Annotated in this window: 17 protein-coding genes; 7 read left to right on the top strand and 10 right to left on the bottom strand. The window is 66.9% G+C overall.

All coding sequences use genetic code 11. The annotated features are described in order from the left end of the window. Positions 1 to 29 precede the first annotated feature (29 nt). Positions 30 to 668, bottom strand: coding sequence for a response regulator (locus CY658_RS20005; protein WP_101491839.1), 639 nt, complete (start codon positions 666 to 668; stop codon positions 30 to 32). 102 nt (positions 669 to 770) lie between these two features. Then, positions 771 to 1,748, bottom strand: a complete 978-nt coding sequence (locus CY658_RS20000) for a helix-turn-helix transcriptional regulator (RefSeq protein ID WP_180838994.1) — start codon at positions 1,746 to 1,748, stop codon at positions 771 to 773. A gap of 91 nt (positions 1,749 to 1,839) precedes the next feature. On the opposite strand from CY658_RS20000, the gene CY658_RS19995 reads away from it, so the two are divergent. Next, a complete protein-coding gene (locus CY658_RS19995; RefSeq protein ID WP_101491838.1) occupies positions 1,840 to 2,244 on the top strand; it encodes a GFA family protein in 405 nt (134 codons plus the stop codon). 69 nt (positions 2,245 to 2,313) lie between these two features. Next, positions 2,314 to 2,727, top strand: coding sequence for a PaaI family thioesterase (locus tag CY658_RS19990; protein ID WP_056580239.1), 414 nt, complete (start codon positions 2,314 to 2,316; stop codon positions 2,725 to 2,727). 1 nt (position 2,728) lies between these two features. Here the strand turns inward: CY658_RS19990 and CY658_RS19985 are convergent, their stop codons facing one another. From CY658_RS19985 to CY658_RS19975, 3 genes are read right to left on the bottom strand one after another with little or no spacing between them, the layout of a single operon-like run. Then, positions 2,729 to 3,265, bottom strand: a complete 537-nt coding sequence (locus tag CY658_RS19985) for a GrpB family protein (RefSeq protein ID WP_101491837.1) — start codon at positions 3,263 to 3,265, stop codon at positions 2,729 to 2,731. Beyond that, positions 3,262 to 4,128, bottom strand: a complete 867-nt coding sequence (locus CY658_RS19980; protein ID WP_101491836.1) for an alpha/beta fold hydrolase — start codon at positions 4,126 to 4,128, stop codon at positions 3,262 to 3,264. The genes CY658_RS19985 and CY658_RS19980 overlap by 4 nt, the downstream gene beginning before the upstream one ends. Positions 4,129 to 4,159: 31 nt before the next feature. Then, the gene (locus CY658_RS19975) at positions 4,160 to 5,062 is read right to left on the bottom strand and encodes a LysR family transcriptional regulator (protein WP_101491835.1); all 903 of its coding nucleotides are present in this window, start codon (positions 5,060 to 5,062) and stop codon (positions 4,160 to 4,162) included. A gap of 115 nt (positions 5,063 to 5,177) precedes the next feature. On the opposite strand from CY658_RS19975, the gene CY658_RS19970 reads away from it, so the two are divergent. Further along, on the top strand, positions 5,178 to 6,191 hold the full coding sequence (locus tag CY658_RS19970; RefSeq protein WP_101491834.1) for a zinc-dependent alcohol dehydrogenase family protein: 1,014 nt from the start codon (positions 5,178 to 5,180) through the stop codon (positions 6,189 to 6,191). 7 nt (positions 6,192 to 6,198) lie between these two features. On the opposite strand, the gene CY658_RS19965 is transcribed toward CY658_RS19970, so the two are convergent. From CY658_RS19965 to CY658_RS19955, 3 genes are read right to left on the bottom strand one after another with little or no spacing between them, the layout of a single operon-like run. Next, on the bottom strand, positions 6,199 to 7,275 hold the full coding sequence (locus tag CY658_RS19965; RefSeq protein WP_101491833.1) for an MBL fold metallo-hydrolase: 1,077 nt from the start codon (positions 7,273 to 7,275) through the stop codon (positions 6,199 to 6,201). A 46-nt stretch (positions 7,276 to 7,321) separates the two neighbouring features. Then, positions 7,322 to 8,848 carry an amidase gene (locus CY658_RS19960; protein ID WP_101491832.1) on the bottom strand — a complete coding sequence of 509 codons (1,527 nt, stop codon included), beginning with the start codon at positions 8,846 to 8,848 and terminating at the stop codon, positions 7,322 to 7,324. A gap of 16 nt (positions 8,849 to 8,864) precedes the next feature. Further along, on the bottom strand, positions 8,865 to 9,848 hold the full coding sequence (locus tag CY658_RS19955) for a Bug family tripartite tricarboxylate transporter substrate binding protein (RefSeq protein WP_101491831.1): 984 nt from the start codon (positions 9,846 to 9,848) through the stop codon (positions 8,865 to 8,867). 130 nt (positions 9,849 to 9,978) lie between these two features. Here CY658_RS19955 and CY658_RS19950 point away from each other — a divergent pair, with 130 nt between their 5' ends. Then, a complete protein-coding gene (locus CY658_RS19950; RefSeq protein WP_101491830.1) occupies positions 9,979 to 10,893 on the top strand; it encodes a LysR family transcriptional regulator in 915 nt (304 codons plus the stop codon). Positions 10,894 to 10,920: 27 nt separating this feature from the next. Here CY658_RS19950 and CY658_RS19945 read toward each other — a convergent pair whose 3' ends face one another. Then, positions 10,921 to 11,805 carry a CsgG/HfaB family protein gene (locus CY658_RS19945; RefSeq protein WP_101491829.1) on the bottom strand — a complete coding sequence of 295 codons (885 nt, stop codon included), beginning with the start codon at positions 11,803 to 11,805 and terminating at the stop codon, positions 10,921 to 10,923. 182 nt (positions 11,806 to 11,987) lie between these two features. On the opposite strand from CY658_RS19945, the gene CY658_RS19940 reads away from it, so the two are divergent. Then, entirely contained in the window at positions 11,988 to 12,218 is a 231-nt protein-coding gene (locus CY658_RS19940; protein WP_070060895.1) for a hypothetical protein, read from the top strand. 43 nt (positions 12,219 to 12,261) lie between these two features. Here the strand turns inward: CY658_RS19940 and CY658_RS19935 are convergent, their stop codons facing one another. After that, positions 12,262 to 12,663 carry a GreA/GreB family elongation factor gene (locus tag CY658_RS19935; protein WP_101491828.1) on the bottom strand — a complete coding sequence of 134 codons (402 nt, stop codon included), beginning with the start codon at positions 12,661 to 12,663 and terminating at the stop codon, positions 12,262 to 12,264. Positions 12,664 to 13,795: 1,132 nt separating this feature from the next. Between CY658_RS19935 and CY658_RS19930 the strand changes: the two genes are divergently transcribed. Both CY658_RS19930 and CY658_RS19925 read left to right on the top strand, forming a co-directional pair. Then, positions 13,796 to 14,236 (top strand): hypothetical protein, encoded by a 441-nt coding sequence (locus CY658_RS19930; protein ID WP_257884932.1) that lies wholly within the window; start codon positions 13,796 to 13,798, stop codon positions 14,234 to 14,236. A 165-nt stretch (positions 14,237 to 14,401) separates the two neighbouring features. Continuing rightward, positions 14,402 to 17,305 (top strand): DUF11 domain-containing protein, encoded by a 2,904-nt coding sequence (locus CY658_RS19925; RefSeq protein ID WP_101491826.1) that lies wholly within the window; start codon positions 14,402 to 14,404, stop codon positions 17,303 to 17,305. Positions 17,306 to 17,404: the final 99 nt, after the last annotated feature.

Below are 17,404 nucleotides of genomic sequence, written 5' to 3'. Positions count from 1 at the left end.
GAAAGGAAAAAGCGGGGCGGTTCACGCGGCTAGGAAAGCCGGCCTGCAGGACGGGTCGCCAACACGGCTTCCGAGGGTGGGGGCGCATCCAGCTTGCCGTAGATATTTCGAATATGGGTTTGAACCGTCGATGCGGAGACTCCCATCTGCGCGCCGATTTCGGCATAGGTGAAACCACGAGAGACCCGGTCGAGCACTTCGGCCTCGCGCGACGAGAGGTGCCCGGGCGCGCCGTCGGAGGCCTGCCAGCGGCGCAGCAGCTGCCGCGCGATGCCCGGCGGTAGCGGGGAGCCGCCGGCGCCCAGGTGGCGCAGGTGCGCCGCCAGGTCGGCCTCGGTGCCGTCCTTGAGCAGGTAGCCGCGCGCGCCGGCCTCGAAGGCCTGCACCATGTGGGTCTCGTCGCCGAAGATCGTCAGCACCATCACCGCGCAGGCCGGCTGCATGCGGCGGCACTGGCGGATCACCTGCAGGCCGGGGTGGTCGGGCAGGCCGAGGTCGACCAGCAGCACATCGACCGGGTTGTCCGTGAGCCAGTTCAGGATGTCGACTGCGTTCGAGGCGCTGAAGGCCAGCGCCAGCGCCGGGTCGGCGCCGATCACGCGGGTGATGCGCTCGCGCATGCCGCTGTCGTCCTCGACCACGGCGACCTGGGTGGCGGTCAGAGGCATGGCGGGCGTCCGCAGACGTGACCGAGGCGCATGGGCAGATCCGTTTCCGTTCGGAGGTTGCAGGTGCGGCAAGCCTATCGACCGGGTTTCGGGGCGCACATCCTATAGACGAGGGAGGGCGGTACCCTGCCGGCGCGCGATGGTGTCCAGCCGTGTCGCGACGCGCGCCACGTGCTGCACCAGTTCGGCAGGCGACTCGATCTCGATGTCATGGCCCAGGCAGCCGAGCCACACGGCCAGCGCGTCGAGCGAGCTTGCGCCGGTGACGACGCGCGTGCGGCCGGCATCGACGACCTCGGGCACACCGCCCACCCAGCCCAGATGCGGTTCCAGTGCCGCGAGCGGGGCGTGCACGATCACGCGCGCGTGGTGCAGGAAGGGCGAGACCTTGAGCGCGTGTGCCATGTAGGCCTCGACGTCGCCCAGCGGAAGACGGCGCGCGGCAAAGCGTGCGCCCGTCGGTTCGGCATCGACGATGCGGTCGAGGCGGAAGGTGCGCCAGTCTTCGCGTGCCGTGTCCCAGGCCAGCAGGTACCAACGCTGGCCGGTCTGTACCACGCGGTGCGGCTCCACGGTGCGCAGCGTGGTCGCCTGGTGGTGGTCCTGGTAGCCGAAGCGCAGTGCGCGCCGCTCGGTGCAGGCCTCGGCGAACATCGACACCGCCTTCACGCGCACGCCCGACTTGCCGCGCATCACCGGCACCACCGAGGCGCGCACGCTGCCCAGGCGGCGCTGCAGGCGCGGCGGCATCAGCTGGTCGAGCTTGGCGAGGGCGCGCATCGAGGCGTTGCCGATGTCGCCTTCGCCCGTGCCGGCGCGGCCGAGCGCCAGCGCCACCGCAATGGCCTCTTCGTCTTCGAGCAGCAGCGGGGGCAGGGCGTTGCCCGCACCCAGCCGGTAGCCGCCGGCCACGCCCGAGGTCGAATCGACCGTGTAGCCGAGGCTGCGCAGCCGGTGGACGTCGCGGCGCAGCGTGCGCTCGGTAATTTCCAGGCGCTCGGCCAGGGCGGCACCGGTCCAGGCGCGCTGGGCCTGGAACAGCGCGAGCAGGCGAAGCAGGCGGGCGGAAGCGGACAGCATGGGCCGCATCATGCCTTTGATCGAGGACAGAAACTGTCCGCAATGGGTCGTAGCCTTGGGTTTCCTCCACTCGTTTCCACGGACACCGACCATGAAGAAGACTTATCACGGCAGCTGCCATTGCGGCAAGGTGCGCTTCCAGGCGCTCGTCGACCTCGCCGAGGGCACCGGCAAGTGCAACTGCTCGATCTGCATGAAGTCGCGCGGCTGGGGCGCCATCGTCAAGCCGGCCGACTTCACGCTGCTGTCGGGCGAGGACGACCTGTCGAGTTACCAGTTCGGGTCGTTCAGCGCCGAGCATCTGTTCTGCCGGCACTGCGGCATCAAGTCCTTCGGGCGCGGCAACGTGCCGGAGATCGGCGGTGCGTACGTCAGCGTGAACGTTTCCTGCCTGGACGACGTGACGCTCGACGAGCTGTCGACCGCGCCGGTGCGCCACATGGACGGGCGGAACAACAACTGGTTCGAGGCGCCGGCGGAGGTGCGGTACCTCTGAGCGGGTGAAGGGCGGGGGCCCGCTTTCGGATGAGAATGTCCGTTGCTTCACCTGCTGCGAATGAAACCAATGAACGACGAACTGGAAGCCCGCATCCGCTCTGGCCAGGCCCTGTCCGAATCGATGGGCAACTTCCACGTGACCGGCTGGGACGCCGAGCACAAGACGCTGAAGGCCGCCTTCACGGTGCGCCGCGAGTACTGCCACACGAACGGCACGATCGCTCAGGGCGGTTTCATCACCGCCTGGCTCGACGCCGCGATGGCCCACGCGGTCATGCACGACACCGATCAATCGCAGACGGTCTTCAGCCTGGAGATCAAGGTGAGCTTCTACGAGAAGGTCGGCCCTGGCGAAGGCCGGGTCGAAGGGCGCGTGATCCGGCGCGGGAAGCGTGTGGCGTTCCTCGAAGCGGCGCTCTACAACCCCGATGGGAAGCTGGCCGCAGAGGCCACGTCGACCGGGATACTGGCGAGCCTCTAGGCTACGTCGGCCCGATCTGGGCCTGTATCTCGCGGATCACAGCCTCTTTTTCCTGGTTGTAGATCTGCGGGTTGGCCGGGTCGATGCCGTGGGCGCGGTCCTTGGCTTCTTCGTACTTCTGGCGCAGGTCCGGGCGCCGGTCGAGGACTTTCATGAACGCCAGCGAGTCCACGTGCACCGGATCGCCGCGATGGCAGATGTGCAGGTTGACGTTGAACCTGCGGCCGTCGTGCAGAACGGATGCGCAGACATAAGGCTTCTCGTCCGTGTCGACCCACACGGGTCGGCGGTGAAATCCGATCGATTCGAATTCTGTCTGTGCCACGCGCAGGTTTTCCCGGGAAGTGATCGCCGCGATGTCCACCATCGGCTTTCCCCGCAAACCGACGATGGCCGTGCTCCCGATGTGCACGAGTTCCACGCCCTTGAGCTGTGCGTGCACGTAGCGCTGCATCTGTGCGAACACCTCGGCATACGCTGGGTCGTAGGGCAGGATGTGGCGCTGGTCCAGGCTCTCGTCGAAGGCGAGGAGTTTCATCGCACGATGCGCGCCAGCCAGGCCAGCAGCACGGCCACGACTTCGTCGCGGTTGGTCTCGTTGAGCGTCTCGTGGCGCGCACCGCCGAACACATGGCACGACACGTCGCGCAGGCCCGCGTCGCGGTAGCGCTGCACCAGCGGATAGAACCATTCGGCCTTGTTGCTGACCGGGTCCTGGTCGCCCGTGAAAAGGTACAGCGGCAGCGCGGGACGGATGCGCGTCTGCATCGCGGCGGGTGTGAGTTCGTCGAGATTCGCGAACATGGTCCCCATGCCTTCCGCCGACACGGTGAAGCCGCACAGCGGATCGGCGATGTAGGCATCGACCTGCGCAGGGTCGCGGCTGAGCCAGTCGAAGGGCGTGCGCACGTCGGGCAGCGCGGCGTTCATGTCTTCGAGCCGAAAGCCGCTTTGCAACGCACCGCCCAGCAGGTCGAGCGCCGTGGTGCCCGACAGCACCGCGCCCGACAGCAGCTCGCTGTGCCGCACCAGGTAGTACTGCGTGGCGAACGAGCCCATGCTGTGGCCCACGAGGATCAGCGGCAGCCCGGGGTGCTCGGCGCGCGCGTGGCGGCTCAGCAGCGCCATGTCGTCCACGAGGCCGGCAAACCCGCGCGGGCCGAACTCGCCGAGTTCGCCGCGCGCCGAAGCGCCTTCGCCATGGCCGCGGTGCTCGTTCGCATAGACGACGTAGCCGGCCTGCGTGAGCGCGTCGGCCAGCGGCCGGTAGCGCAGCGAATGCTCGCCCATGCCGTGCGCCAGTTGCACGATGCCCCGCGGCGCGGCGCCTTGCCAGCGGTGGGCCTCTACCGGATAGCCGTCGTTGGCGGTCAGTTCGAAGTGGGTCTCGGTGCTCGGCATGCGGGGTCCTCCAGGGAAGTGGATTGGCATCCTAATCGTTGACGGCCCGTAGCATGGCCTTGCGCAACCACGCCTGCGCCGGGTCCTTGTCGGTCACTGCGCGCCAGGCCATCCGCAGCTGATAGCTGGGGCTGTCGAAGGGCAGGGGCTCGCAGCGCAGGCCGCTTTGCGCCGACAGCGCCAGCGCCACATGCTCGGGCACCGTGGCCAGCAGGTCGGTGCCGGCGAGCACGGCAGGCAGGCTGCCGAACTGCGGCACCGAGAAGACGACGTCGCGCTGGCGCCCGAGTTCACCCAGCGTTTCGTCGACGGTGCCGCACAGGTCGCCGGCATAGGTCACGAGCACGTGGCGTCGCCGGCAGAAGTCGTCGAGCGACAGCTTGCCGGGCGCGGTGTCGGCGCGCAGCACGGCAAAGCGCGCGGTGCGGACCTTGCGCACCTTCGCATCGGCGGGCAGGTCTTTCAGGAACGACATCACCGCGCTGACACGGCCCTGGTCGAGATAGCGCATGGCGTTGCGGTAGCAGACGGTGAGCGTCACCAGCTTGGCGCCGGGCACTTCGGCGCTCAGGGCGCGCAGCAGGCGGGGCAGCATCGCGATCTGCAGGTCGTCGGTCAGGCCGATGCGGAACACCGGTGCGGCGCGGGCTGGTTCGAAGTCGGCCTGTGCGCGGAACGTGGCCTCGATCTGCGCGAGCGCGGGGACCAGGCCTTGCATCAGGGCGAGCGCGCGCGCGGTCGGCTCCATCACGCGGCCCTGGCGCACCAGCAGCGGATCGCCCGTGAGTTCGCGCAGCCGCGCCAGTGCGTGGCTCACTGCGGGTTGGCCGAGGTTCAGCCGTTCGGCAGCGCGACTGACATGGCGCTCGCGCATGAGCGCGGCCAGCACGGTGAGCAGGTTCAGGTCGATGCGGTTGAGTTCGATGGGGTTCATCGGGGTCCTAGCGTGATCGATGGTGCGCATAGCGACTATCCCGCGAATCGATTTCCTTGATGACGCTGCGGCCTCTAGATTGAAGCCATCGGTTATTCAACGAAGGAGAGTTTTCATGAGCAGGATGGTTCGCTTCCATGCGTTCGGCGGTGCCGAGGTGCTGAAGGTCGAAGAGGTCGCGGTGCCAGCGCCGGGCGTTGGCGAAGTGCGCATCGCGGTGCAGGCCATCGGCCTGAACCGGGCCGACGCGCTGTGGCGCGAGAACCTGTACATCGAAGACGCGACGCTGCCGGCGGGGCTGGGCAACGAAGCCGCGGGCGTCATCGAGGCGGTGGGCGAGGGCGTCGAAGGGCTGAGCGTGGGCGACAAGGTCGCGGTGCTGCCGGGGGCGAGCCAGGGGCTGTATCCGACCTATGGCGATCGCATCCTCTTTCCGGCCGCGCACGTGGTGCGGTATCCCGCCAACCTGTCGGCCGCACAGGCCGCGGGCGCCTACATGGCCTACCTCACGGGCTACTTCCCGATGTTCGAGATGGCGCGGCTGCAGCGCGGCCAGGTGATGTTGGTCACCGGGGCGTCATCGGGCACCGGCATCGCGGCGCTGCAGATGGCGCGCGCGGCAGGCATCGTCGCCATCGCCGTCACGCGCACGGCCGCCAAGCGCGACGCGCTGCGTGAAGCGGGTGCGACGCATGTGGTCGTGACGGACGACGAAGACGCGGTCGCGCGCGTGCTGACCCTCACCGAGGGCCGCTGTGTCGACCTGGTGTACGACGGCGTGGGCGGCGCGCAGGTCGAGCGGCTCGGTGATGTGGTCGCGCATCGCGGCTGGTATGTGCTGTATGGCCTGTCGGGCGGTGCCGAGTTCAGGTACCCGGTGGTGGCGCAGTTCCGCAAGAGCTGGCGCTTTCACGTCTACAAGGTGCTGGAGCACACGGGCGCAGCCACCATGGGGTTGCCGCGCGACGAGGGTGCATTGGCCCGTGCGCTGGCCTTTATCGACGCAGGCCTCGCCGACGGCACGCTGCACATGCGCATCGACCGGACCTTCGCACTCGACGACGTGGTGCAGGCCCACCGCTACCTCGAGCGCGCCGGGCACATCGGCAAGGTCGTGCTCGAGGTCTGACCGACGCTCAGGCGGTGGACGTCAGTCGGTACCAGGCCACCCCGTCGTCGGCGATGTCGCATGCGATCTCGCCGCGGTGCCGCAGGTAGTTGAGGCAGGCGAGGCTTTCTCCCGTCGCCATGCCCAGCAACTGCACGTCGGACTCGGCGATGCTGCGGGCGAACAGGCTCGTGAACACATCGACGGCGCGCTTCGGCGTCTTCAATGCGTTGCGCAAGCGATCGAGCGAGCGCTCCTGCCCGTGCTGCAGCCGGTCGATGCGCGCATGCAGGCCGCGGAAGCACTCGTTGTGCGACGGCAGCACGAGCACATCGTCGGGCACTTCGCGCTTGAGCTTGGCGAGCGACGAGAGCCAGTCGGCCATCGGATCGGCGTCGGGCTCGACGGGCGAGACCGACACGTTGGACGAAATGCGCGGCAGGATCTGGTCGCCCGAGATCAGCACCTTCAGGTCGGGGCAGTGCAGGCACGCATGCTCAGGCGAATGGCCATTGCCGGTGACGACGCGCCAGTCGTGCGCGCCGATGCGCAGCACCTCGCCGTCGCGCAGGCGCCGGAAGCTGTCGGGCAGCGGATGGATGTGCTTGCCGAAGTTGCCGAAGCGCGTGCGGTAGGTCTCGATGGCCGCTTCGCCCCAGCCGGCGCGCCGGTAGAAGGCGATGGCGTCGTCGGGTGCTTCGCGGCCGGTGTCGGACACCATCACGCGGCACATGAGGTACTCGGAGCGGGTCATCCACAGCCGCACGCCGAACTTGCGCGTGAGCCAGCCGGCCATGCCGACGTGGTCGGGGTGCATGTGCGTCACGAAGACGCGGGTGAGGCCGCGCGTGTCGGGCGAGTTGGCGAACAGCTCGCGCCAGACGGCCACCGTTTCCTCGGTGCGCACGCCGGTGTCGACCACGGCCCAGCCGTCGCCGTCGTCCAGCGCCCACAGGTTGATGTGGTCCAGCGAATAGGGCAGCGGCATCCGAATCCAGTGCACGCCCGCGGCGACCTCGATCGACTTGCCGCGGGGCGGAAGCTCCGCAAAGGGATAAACGAGCTTGCCCTTGGCTGCTTCCGCCGACTCTTCCAGACCATCCATTGTGTTCACCTCCAGAGGAGGTCAATTGTGCCCTTCGGCCGATAGGTCAGACGGCCGCGACGATGGCAGCATCGCTTGCGCCGCCGGACAGCGTCGGCGGCATCCGGACGATCGAGGTGAGGGTCGGCTCGGCGGGGCGCAACAGCGACAGGTCGGGGCGCGGGCGGCGCAGTTGCACGTCGGCGGCGAATGCCTTCTCCATCGCGTGCGCCGCGCCCAGCACCTGGTGGTCGGCGCGGAAGCCGCCCACCACCTGCAGCCCGAACGGCATGCCCGCATGGTCCACGCCGCAGGGCAGCGTGATCGCCGGATGCGTGGTCAGCGTGACCACATAGGTCAGCGCCAGCCAGCGGTAGTAGTTCGCCTGCTTCTCGCCGTTGATGGTGTCGGCATACGGTTGGGTCCAAGGAAAGGGCGAGACCGGCGTGGTCGGCGAGAGCACCAGGTCGTAGTCGGCGAAGGTGGACTGGAAGCGCTTGATGAGGCGGGTCTGCTCGGCCTGCGCCCAGGCGCTGTCCAGCAGGCTCATGCGCGCGCCCATCTCGTAGTTCGCGCGCGGGTTCGGGCCGAGGCTGTCCGGATCGCGCTCGTAGGCGGCGTGCATGCTCGCCACGAAGGCCTCCGCGCGCAGCACGTCGAAGCAGCGGTGCGCATCGCCCAGGTCGAAGCTCACTTCGTCGCAGCGCCGGAACAGGTGCCGCATCGACCCGATCTTCCGGCGCATCGTGGCGCGGATGCTGTCGTTCACCGCGCAGAGGCCGAAGTCTTCCGTCCATGCCACGCGAAGCCCGCTGAGGTCGATGTCCATCGGCTTGAGAAAGGACAAGGGGTCCAGCGGATAGCTCAGCGGATCGCCGGCGTTCATTCCGGCCGAGGCCGCGAGTTGCAGGCAGGCGTCTTCCACCGTGCGGCCCATCGGACCGACCACCGAGATCGGCGTCCAGCCCAGCGGCTTTCGCACGCTGGGCACGATGCCCGGCGAAGGCCGGAAGCCCACCACGCCGCACTTGGCGGCCGGAATGCGCAGCGACCCGCCGGTGTCGGAGCCGGTGCACACGGGCAGCATGTCGCAGGCGAGGGCCGCGGCCGACCCGCCGGAGGAGCCGCCCGCATTCAGGTTCGGGTTGAAGGGGTTGCCGGTGGCGCCCCAGACCTCGTTGCGCGAATTGGCGCCCGCGCCCATCTCGGGCACGTTGGTCTTGCCGGCCACGATGGCGCCGGCTTTGCGAAGGCGTGCCACCAGCTCGATATCTTCCTGCGGTACGTGGTCGCGGTAAATCGGCGATCCCCAGGTGGTGAGCAGGCCCTCGGTCGGCTCGAGGTCCTTCACGCCCAGGGGCAAGCCGTGCAGCAGGCCCAGCGGCTCGCCTTGCATCACGGCGTTTTCGGCGGCGGCGGCTTCTGCGCGCGCGCGGTCGAAGCAGGTTGCGGTCACTGCATTGACGAAAGGATTCGTCTGCGCGATGCGCGCGATGCACGCCTCGAGCAGTTCGACGGGCGAGATCGCCTTGCTGCCGATCAGGCGGCGCAGTTCGACGGCGGAGTGTTCGACGAGTTCGGTGGGGAGGGACATTGCAAGGGTCGATGGATCAATCGGCGGTGATGTTCGCGCGGGTGGCGACGGCCCGCATCACGGGCAGTTCCCGGGTGATGAGCTCGCTGGCCGCCGCGGCATTGCTGTAGACCGGCTCCAGCCCCTGCGCGCTCAGCCTGGCCCGCGTGTCCGGGTCGGCCATGGTCGCGGCGAGCGCTTTCTCGAGCCGCGCCTTCGCTTCCGGCGGCAGGCCTTTCGGCGCCGCGAGGATCAGCCAGGAGTCCATGTCGATGTCGGGATACCCGCTCTCGGCCAGGCTGGGCACGTCGGGCAGCAGCGTGGAGCGCTTGGCCGTTGTCACTGCGATGGCCTTGATCTTGCCGCTCTTGAGCTGCGGGATGGCGGCACTCACTGTGTCGACGCTGAACGCGACCTGTCCGCCCATGAGGTCCGTCATGGCCGGTGCGCTGCCTTTGTAGGGCACATGCGTCATCTTCAGGCCGGCCGCATGCAGGATGCTTTCGCCGGCGAAGTGCGAGGTCGTGCCGGTGCCGTAGGAGGCGTAGGAATATTTGCCGGGCGAGGCCTTCACGTAGTCCACGAACTGCTTGACGGTCTTCACCGGCACCTCGCTGTTGGCCAGGAGGATGAGCGCGAGCCGCCCGGCAATGCCGATCGGCTCGAAGCTCTTGACTGGGTCGTACGGCAGGTTGGGGCGGATGGCGGGGTTGACTGTGAAGGTGGTGCCCGAGCTCACGAGCAGCGTGTAGCCGTCGGGCACCGCCTTGGAGACGTAGCTCGCGCCGATGATCGTCCCCGCTCCGGCGCGGTTCTCGATGACGACGGGCTGGCCCAGTTCTTTCGAGAGCCGCTGGCCGATGATCCGGCCGTTCACGTCCGTCGCGCCGCCCGGCGGAAACGGAATCACGAGCGTGACCGGCCGCGACGGGAAAACCGGCTCCGCCGCAGAGGCGGTCAGCGAGGCAAGACCGAGGCAGGAAGCCAGCGCGATGCCGGCCAGTGCAAAGAGGCGTTTCATGGATAGGGCTCCTGTGAAATTCCATCGTAGGAGCGGAGTTCGGCTGCCACAAGCGCAATGTTTAGAATCATTCGTTGCCGAATCGGCAATCGACACGATGCGCTGGTCGTCGTGCAGCCCGGAGGAATTCATGCGACTTCAAGCACTGCAGGAGCCGGCCGTCCGGTACTTTCTCGAGGTCGTGAGGAGCGGTTCGGTGAAGGAGGCGGCGCTCAGGCTCAACGTCGCGCCCTCGGCGGTGAGCCGGCAGGTGGCGCGCCTGGAGCGCGAGCTCGACACGCTGCTGTTCGACCGCCACGCGCGCGGCATGGTGCCCAATGCGGCCGGCGAGCTGCTGGCCGCACACGCCAAGCGGACGCAGCAGGACATCGAGCGTGTCGCGAGCGACATCGCCGGGCTGCGCGGCCTGCGCAGCGGGCATGTGCGGGTGGTGAGCACCGAGGGCTTCGCCTTCGACTTCCTTCCGACGCTGATCTCGCGCTTTCGCGAGAAGTACGAAGGCATCCGCTTTCACCTGGAGGTCTGCACGCCGTCTGACATTCCACGCCGCATACGCGATGGCGAAGCGGACGTGGGCATGACGCTGAGCGCGCTGCCGGAGCCCAGCATCAAGGTCGAGCTGCGGCATCCCTGCCCGATCTTCGCGGTGATGGCCGAGGGGCATCCGCTGGCGGCACAGCGGCAGTTGTCGCTGCGCCAGGTGGTGGGCCATCCGCTGGGGTTGCCGCCGGAGGGCAGTTCGATCCGGCAGCTGCTGGACATCAGCTGTGGGCGGCAGGGCTTGCAGTATGTGCAGGCCATGTCCAGCAACCATGCGAATGCGCTGGTGAGCTTCGCGGCCGCGGGCGGCGGCAGCATCGCGTTCTACGGAGAGCTGTCGATCCGCACGCTGCTCAAGACTCGGGCACTGGTCGCGATTCCCCTGAAGGACAGGGAGATGAACGAGCGCCACCTCGAGGTCGAGACCTTGGCGGGGCGCTCGCTGCCCGATGCGGGCAGGGCGTTCGTGCGGTTCCTGACGGAGGCGATCGAAGAGACCGCCTGAACTGCCTGAAGGGGCCCGTGTGCCTGCTTATTTGCGGCGGGTGCGGGCAGCCGGCGCCGAGGTTTGCGACGGCGCCGCGCCGCCGTCCACGCCCAGCCGGCCGCCGCCGCCGAGGCCCTGGCCGCGCACCGTTTGCGCCTTGTAGTTGCGCAGCGAACGGACCATCTGGTTGAACGCGTCCATGAAGGCTGCCGCGATCACTTTGCCCTGTGCGGTGTTGGTGTAGCCGCCGATGCCGCCGGCACCGCTGCGGCCACCGAGTCCGCCGAAGCCCGCGAAGTCGGTCTTGGAGGCGCTGCCTTCCGAGGCCGCAACCTGCACGCCCGAGCGGTTGTCGATGAGCGTCAGCAGGGCGCTGGCTTCCTTCGTCTGCAGGCTGGCGCCCACAGCCGCGATGGCGCGGCCACGGCCGCCGCCCACGAGGCCGCCGAGCGCACCGCCGATGCCGCCGGCGTCGTTGTTGCTGAACACGATCTCCGGAGACAGGCCGTAGTCGGACGCCACCATCTGGCCGCGACCGAAGTTGCTGCCGCCACGCATCTCGCCCGATTGCATCAGCGCGCGCTCGCGCGTCATGGCGTTCATGCCGGCCGCGCCGCGCTCGACCACCACGAAGCAGTTCGACTGTTGCACCAGCAGGCGCAGCAGGTTGGCCGTGGGCGGCAGGCGATATTCACCCGTGAGGATCGTGTACCAGCCGGCGTTGACGTTCTCGATCAGCGAGACAGTGCCCAGTGGCGAGTCGCAGCGTTCGAGCTGGCTGCTTTCGCCCGAGGTGGCACCGCCAGCGGCGCTGCCCGTGGCTGTGGTCTTGGCCGACGGAGCGCCCATCTGCATGTCCATGGTCTGGCAACCGGAAAGCGCGAGCAGGCCCGCGAGTGCGCTGGCGAGAGAGAGTTTGGAAAAAGGCATGTCCCTGTCCGTCATCAAATGAAAACAATGTGGCGCCCGACCCACTGGCAGGCGCCGCGCCCGCGCGACGATACGGGCCGCCCGATGGGGCGGCCAGTGTCGAAAGTCATACAGACAGGAACATTTGTGACGTTTGCTGAGGCTGTGTTTACAGTCCCATCTTCATTTGCAGGAGTTTTCAGATGGCCACAAAGAAGAGAAACGTCGTGGGAGAAGCCGCCGTGGAGCTGACCACGCAGCAGGTCGCGCAGGCCCTGGCCATTGCCGGGGCCTCGGGCTACAGCGGCAGCGCCGACCCGTCGTTCGTGGGTGCGGTGCTGGTGGCGCTGGCGGTCAACACGAGTTCGGTCAGCGCAACGATCGACAGTGCGAAGAGCAGGGGTCCCGGCGTCGCCGGCGTTCTGCAGCACTGACCGGCCGGCGGGGCGCCGGCCTCCGGCCTGAACCGGCGCACTTTCAGGTCGTGTAGTCGCCGCTGGCTTCCGGCTGGAACAGCACGGCGATCACGCGCGCGCTGTGTTCGCCGCCGTCGGGCGTTTTCCAGCGCGCCACCGCACCCGTCTTCTGGCCGAGCAGGCCGATGCCGACGGGCGAAAACACCGAGATGTAGCCCGTGGTCGGGTTCGCGTCGGCGGGATAGCAGATCCTGATCTTCTGCCGCTGTCCGCCGGGCAGGTCTTCAATTTCCACTTGGGTGTACATCGTCACGATGTCCGAGGGCATTTCCCGCGAGGGAAGGATGTCGGCCGTGTCGAGCAGATCGGACAGGGCCGCAGGGAGAGGTGCGTCCGCGAATTTGCTGAGACGGACGTAATCGAGTTCGGTGAGCGTGCGCTCCCCGTGAACAGTTGCAAGCATGAAGCACTCCAGATGAACGCAACCCGCCTTCCAACTGAGGGGGTCGCTACCGCGCGGTGTGGTGCCCGGCGGTCAAGGTGTGCGCATCAAGAAGAAGGTAGCGGACCGCCGGGCTCAGGAATGTGCGGACGTGCGTCGGAGGACCGACGTGGTCGCCGCCGTGACGACGCCCACACGACGACCGGCCGCTGCCATGGGCAGGGCTGCGCGTGCAGTACGTGGACGGGGCGAGAAGGAGGCCATGGGGCGCGAGTGTAGGCGATTCTGGCCAGATTGGCCAATTATGGCCCTACTGGTTCGCCGTCGCGCTGCCGCGGAAATCCGCCATCTGCTGGGGAGCATGAACGCAGAGTTGTCGGCGGATCGTCTGGAAATGGATTGCTCGGTGGTCGGGAGCCTGTTTTTTTACTCCGGAAAAGCATTAGCCGCAAATAGCCTGGGTTCTCGCTTTCAAAGAATTGGGTGTGGTGGAGTGGTTGATTTTCTCTCTTCAAATAAATCGATCTGATCGGATTTAAGAATTGAAGAATAAAAATCAACGAGAGTTTGAAATTGATTCTTGCTGGAAATAGATCATTCGAAAAATCACACTTCTTGCCAAATGAAAGCGAATCTCCACAAATGCAGCTGTCAAACCCCTGTCGTACTCAATAGTTTGCGTTTGAAGCGAATTGTTCGGATTGGCATGCAAGTGAAAGGGCTGTCGCCAATTAACTAAAAAAGAGTGAGAGACCATTGATCGGTGTGTGATCAATATTTCTCGTTTTCCGGGCTTCTCACATTTTGACGGTTGTAATGAAAGGCTAATGGCGTAAGAATTCGGCACGCAAGAGCTTGTCGAGTCAATGGGTGTCAAGAAAATAAGAAATCATCTGTTTGTGTGTGATGGGCGGATTTCTATTGCGGGCAATTGCGATGTGATTGTTGAATATTGTTAATTAAGGGGTTTTGAATGACAGCATCCACATGGATTGGGCTTCCGGCAACGGCGCGAGGCGACCGGGGCGGGGTTCGTCGGATGGTCCGGGCAGGGTTGGGCCTTCTTGCCGCAGGGGGCGTGGCTGTGGCCCTGGCACAACCTGCGGCATCGGTGGAAGCTCCGCGCGCACCGGCCACCACAAAGACCGTGACTGTGGTGTTGACCCAATCGAAGGTCGTCAAGGGGCCGGACGGCAACGAGCAGCTCCAGGACGCGGCGACGATCAAACCGGGCGACGTCATCGAATACAAGGCCACCTACACCAACAACACCGGCAAACCGGTGAAAGGCCTGGTGGCCGATCTGCCGATTCCCGAGGGGCTGGAGTACCTGCCACGCAGCGCCAAGCCGGGTGCCAGCCTCGTGAAAGCCGCCACCAAGACAGCCGTCTTCGAGCCCGAGCCGCTCGTTCGCAAATTGCCCGGTGGCAAGACTGAGCCTGTTCCCTACAACGAATACCGCATGTTGCGCTGGAGCCTGGGCCAATTGCCCGCCAACGGCAGCGCAGCTGTGAGCGCGCGCGCCAAGGTCGAAGCCGTCGCAGCGCCGACGGCAGCACCTGCGCCCACCACGCCGCCCCCGCGCGGCAAGTAAATAAAGGCCGCGCCGCACCTCGCGCATTGCGCGAGGCGAGGGCGCCAGCCTTTCCCCGATCTCTTGTTTTCGAGTGCCAGTCGGCAGGTACGCGTTCGCCCAGCGAAACGCACCGGCCAGGTTCTTTCGTGTTCCCGTTTCATTGACAACAGAGGAGAAGACTACGTGATTCCCACCCAGCCAACCCGACGCGCCAGCGGCTTCAAGCCGTGCGCGCCCTGGGCAGGCGCCGCTGCATTGACGCTGGGCTTCCTTTTTGGAAGCCCGGCTGCACTGGCCGCTTCGCCGCCCGCCAACGCCGTCATCGGTAACCAGGCTTCCGCCAGTTATGCCGACGCAACCGGCACGACCCAGGTCGCCACCTCCAACCTGGTGCAGACCACTGTCCTCCAGGTGGGATCGTTCACGCTCGATAGCGTCAACCAGATCACGAACACCGTCGTCAACACCAAGTCCGGTGCTGCCGGCGCGACGGTCTATGCACCTCACGTGCTGACCAATACCGGCAACGGTGTCGACACCTTCGCCCTCACGGTCAAGGCTGACGCGGGCAAGTTCTCGCGCGTCGAGGTCTTCGCCGATGTCGACGGCAACGGGCTGCCCGACAGCACGACGGCGCTTTGCACGACCACTGCCGCAAGCGTTTGCACGGTCACCCCGGTGCAGAGCGTGCCCGGCAACAACGGCGCCTTCCGCTTCGTCGTGGCCTACACGATCCCCGGTTCGGCCACCGGCACCGGCAATTTCGATGCGGCAACGATCACGGCGATCCCGGGCACCCCGGCGCTGTACGTTGCGCCGAACATTTCGGCAGCCGACAAGGACGAGGTCAAGCTGGCCACCGATGCAGTCTTCAATGTCACGAAGACCATAGGTGCGCCGTCGGTCGCACCACCCGGCGGCGGCGTCTGGCCAACCGCTTCGGCCAGTGGGCCGCGATCGTCCGCTGCTTGCACACCGGTGAGCTGGACCAACGGCCTCGCATCAAGTGCGACGTGCCAGTACACGGTCTATACCCTGACCTTCAACAACACGGGCGGCGCACCCGGCAAGTTCGCGCTGTCCGACACGTTGCCGGTGGGGCAGACCTATGTCGCGGGTTCCGCGGTGTGGAGCGGAGCCTCCGGTACGGCGCTGGGTGATGGTGCAGCGGGCGATCCGTCGGGCATCGACTTCCAGGTGACTGGCAGCACGCTGAATGCCGTGGTGGCTTCGCTGAACCCGAACGTGACGCAAACGCTGAGCTTCGTGGTGCTGGTGAACAGTACCGCGGCGGTCGGCACGTCGACCACGACCAACGTGGCTCGATACGATGCAGCAAACGCGCCGGCAGCTGTCAGTGCGGCAGCGATCGGTACCACGCTCGACTCGTCCACGAATCCGGCGGCTTACACCGTTCTGGCGCGCTTCGGCATCGTGGTCGGTTCCAACCCGTCCACCTCCGCAACGGCGCTTGATGCCACGGCCGGAACGCCCAACCCCGCTGGTCAAGACCTGACCACGAGGCAATTGGCCGTCGCGGGCGGCAGCGTCCGGTTCCCGCAGATCGTGTTCAACACGGGCGGTGCCACCGATGCAGTGAACCTCTCGATCTCCGACAGCACCTTCCCGGTCGGCACGAGCTTCCAGTTCTTCGCAGCCGACAGCGGTGCACCGCTGCTGGACACGAACGGCGACGGCGTGCCCGACACCGGCCCGATTCCGGCCGGCGGCAGCATCAACATCGTGACCCAGGCGCAACTGCCGCCTGCCACGGTGGGCGGCGCGTACGTGGCCACCGTGCTGGGTCGCTCCGTGAACGACAACACGAAGATCGATGCGACCGCAGACCGCCTCGAGCAAGTGATCGCCACGCTGGTCGACTTGACCAACACCAAGACGGGTACCGGCGCAGCCAGCGTGGCCAACGGTGACCTCGGCGCGGGCCCCAGCCCGTTGCCAACGCAGACCCATGAAACGGGCGCAGGTACCGGCACGATGTTCTCGCTGTGGGTGAAGAACCATGACGCGATCGACGCGACCTACAACTTCGCCGCCAGCCAGACGCCCGGTTTCCCCGGCGCGCTGCCGGCAGGCTGGACGGTCAAGTTCGTGGCGGCTGGCGGCACGTGTGCATCGCCGGCCATCCCGAACGTTGCAGTGATCGCCGGTGGGCAAAACGAGATCGCTGCCTGCGTCACGCCGCCTTCCGCGCAAACTGCCGTCACCGCGGTGAAGATCTACTTCAAGGTGCAATCCACTGCAGTGGCTTCGACCGGCGGAATCGCTTCCGACGTCAAGACCGACGCCGTGACGGTGACCTCGACGGCACTTCAGCTGGGCGCTTCGCTCACGCCGAACAACAACGGCCAGGTCGCACCGGGCGGCACCGTGGTGTATGCCCACACGCTGACGAACATCGGCGCGCAAAGCTGCGGCGCGTACACGCTGACGGCCAACGTGCCCGCAGGTGATGCGACGCAAGGCTGGACCACCTCGATCTACCTCGACGTCAACGGCGACGGCCAGATCGACGCTGGCGACACGCCTGTGAGCGGGCCACTGGCGAGCCTGCCGGTCGGTGCGGCGCAGAAGCTGCTGGTGCGCGTGTTTGCGCCCGGTGGTGTGACCGCAGGTGTCAGCAGCACCACGACGGTGACGGCCACGTTCACCGACGCGGCCCCCAACTGCGGTACGCCGTCGGCGACCGACATCACTGCCGTGATTACCGGCCAGATCCGCGTCCTCAAGACGCAGGCGGCCGATGCGACCTGTGATGGCGTGGCCGACGCTCCGGGCTTCGCGGCAACCTCGCTGCAGCTGAAGCCAGGCCAGTGCATCGTCTACAAGGTCGTTGCCACTAACGAAGGCGTCGTGCCGGTGACCAACATCGCCATCAACGATGCATTGCCGGCCTACACCGCGTTGAGCGCGAAGCAGCCCGCATTGCAGTGCGAGGCAACCGGCGTGAGCGGTACGGCACTGGCCTTCGTGCCGGGCGCCACTGCCGTGAGCTGCGGCAGCGCGGCCAACACCGTGGCCCCGGGTGGCACGGCCACGCTGACCTTCGCCGTGCAGATCAACCCCTGATCCAGCGCCAGAGCCGCCGGCGGTCCGCAAGGGCCGTCGGCAGCTTCCCGCGAGGCCCGGACCCACACCCGGCGCCTCGCCTGTTTCCCCTGCTGCTTT

It is taken from the genome of Variovorax sp. RO1 (genome assembly GCF_002849325.1).
Lineage (GTDB): Bacteria > Pseudomonadota > Gammaproteobacteria > Burkholderiales > Burkholderiaceae_C > Variovorax.
The sequence above is the reverse complement of the archived record's forward strand: the minus strand, read 5'-3'. Positions and strand labels throughout refer to the sequence as shown.

What these genes read in the sequence shown, in the direction of transcription:
- CY658_RS20005 (WP_101491839.1), bottom strand. Translation starts at nt 668, where the DNA reads ATGCCTCTGACCGCCACCCAGGTCGCCGTGGTCGAGGACGACAGCGGC.
- CY658_RS20000 (WP_180838994.1), bottom strand. Translation starts at nt 1,748, where the DNA reads ATGCTGTCCGCTTCCGCCCGCCTGCTTCGCCTGCTCGCGCTGTTCCAG.
- CY658_RS19995 (WP_101491838.1), top strand. Translation starts at nt 1,840, where the DNA reads ATGAAGAAGACTTATCACGGCAGCTGCCATTGCGGCAAGGTGCGCTTC.
- CY658_RS19990 (WP_056580239.1), top strand. Translation starts at nt 2,314, where the DNA reads ATGAACGACGAACTGGAAGCCCGCATCCGCTCTGGCCAGGCCCTGTCC.
- CY658_RS19985 (WP_101491837.1), bottom strand. Translation starts at nt 3,265, where the DNA reads ATGAAACTCCTCGCCTTCGACGAGAGCCTGGACCAGCGCCACATCCTG.
- CY658_RS19980 (WP_101491836.1), bottom strand. Translation starts at nt 4,128, where the DNA reads ATGCCGAGCACCGAGACCCACTTCGAACTGACCGCCAACGACGGCTAT.
- CY658_RS19975 (WP_101491835.1), bottom strand. Translation starts at nt 5,062, where the DNA reads ATGAACCCCATCGAACTCAACCGCATCGACCTGAACCTGCTCACCGTG.
- CY658_RS19970 (WP_101491834.1), top strand. Translation starts at nt 5,178, where the DNA reads ATGAGCAGGATGGTTCGCTTCCATGCGTTCGGCGGTGCCGAGGTGCTG.
- CY658_RS19965 (WP_101491833.1), bottom strand. Translation starts at nt 7,275, where the DNA reads ATGGATGGTCTGGAAGAGTCGGCGGAAGCAGCCAAGGGCAAGCTCGTT.
- CY658_RS19960 (WP_101491832.1), bottom strand. Translation starts at nt 8,848, where the DNA reads ATGTCCCTCCCCACCGAACTCGTCGAACACTCCGCCGTCGAACTGCGC.
- CY658_RS19955 (WP_101491831.1), bottom strand. Translation starts at nt 9,848, where the DNA reads ATGAAACGCCTCTTTGCACTGGCCGGCATCGCGCTGGCTTCCTGCCTC.
- CY658_RS19950 (WP_101491830.1), top strand. Translation starts at nt 9,979, where the DNA reads ATGCGACTTCAAGCACTGCAGGAGCCGGCCGTCCGGTACTTTCTCGAG.
- CY658_RS19945 (WP_101491829.1), bottom strand. Translation starts at nt 11,805, where the DNA reads ATGCCTTTTTCCAAACTCTCTCTCGCCAGCGCACTCGCGGGCCTGCTC.
- CY658_RS19940 (WP_070060895.1), top strand. Translation starts at nt 11,988, where the DNA reads ATGGCCACAAAGAAGAGAAACGTCGTGGGAGAAGCCGCCGTGGAGCTG.
- CY658_RS19935 (WP_101491828.1), bottom strand. Translation starts at nt 12,663, where the DNA reads ATGCTTGCAACTGTTCACGGGGAGCGCACGCTCACCGAACTCGATTAC.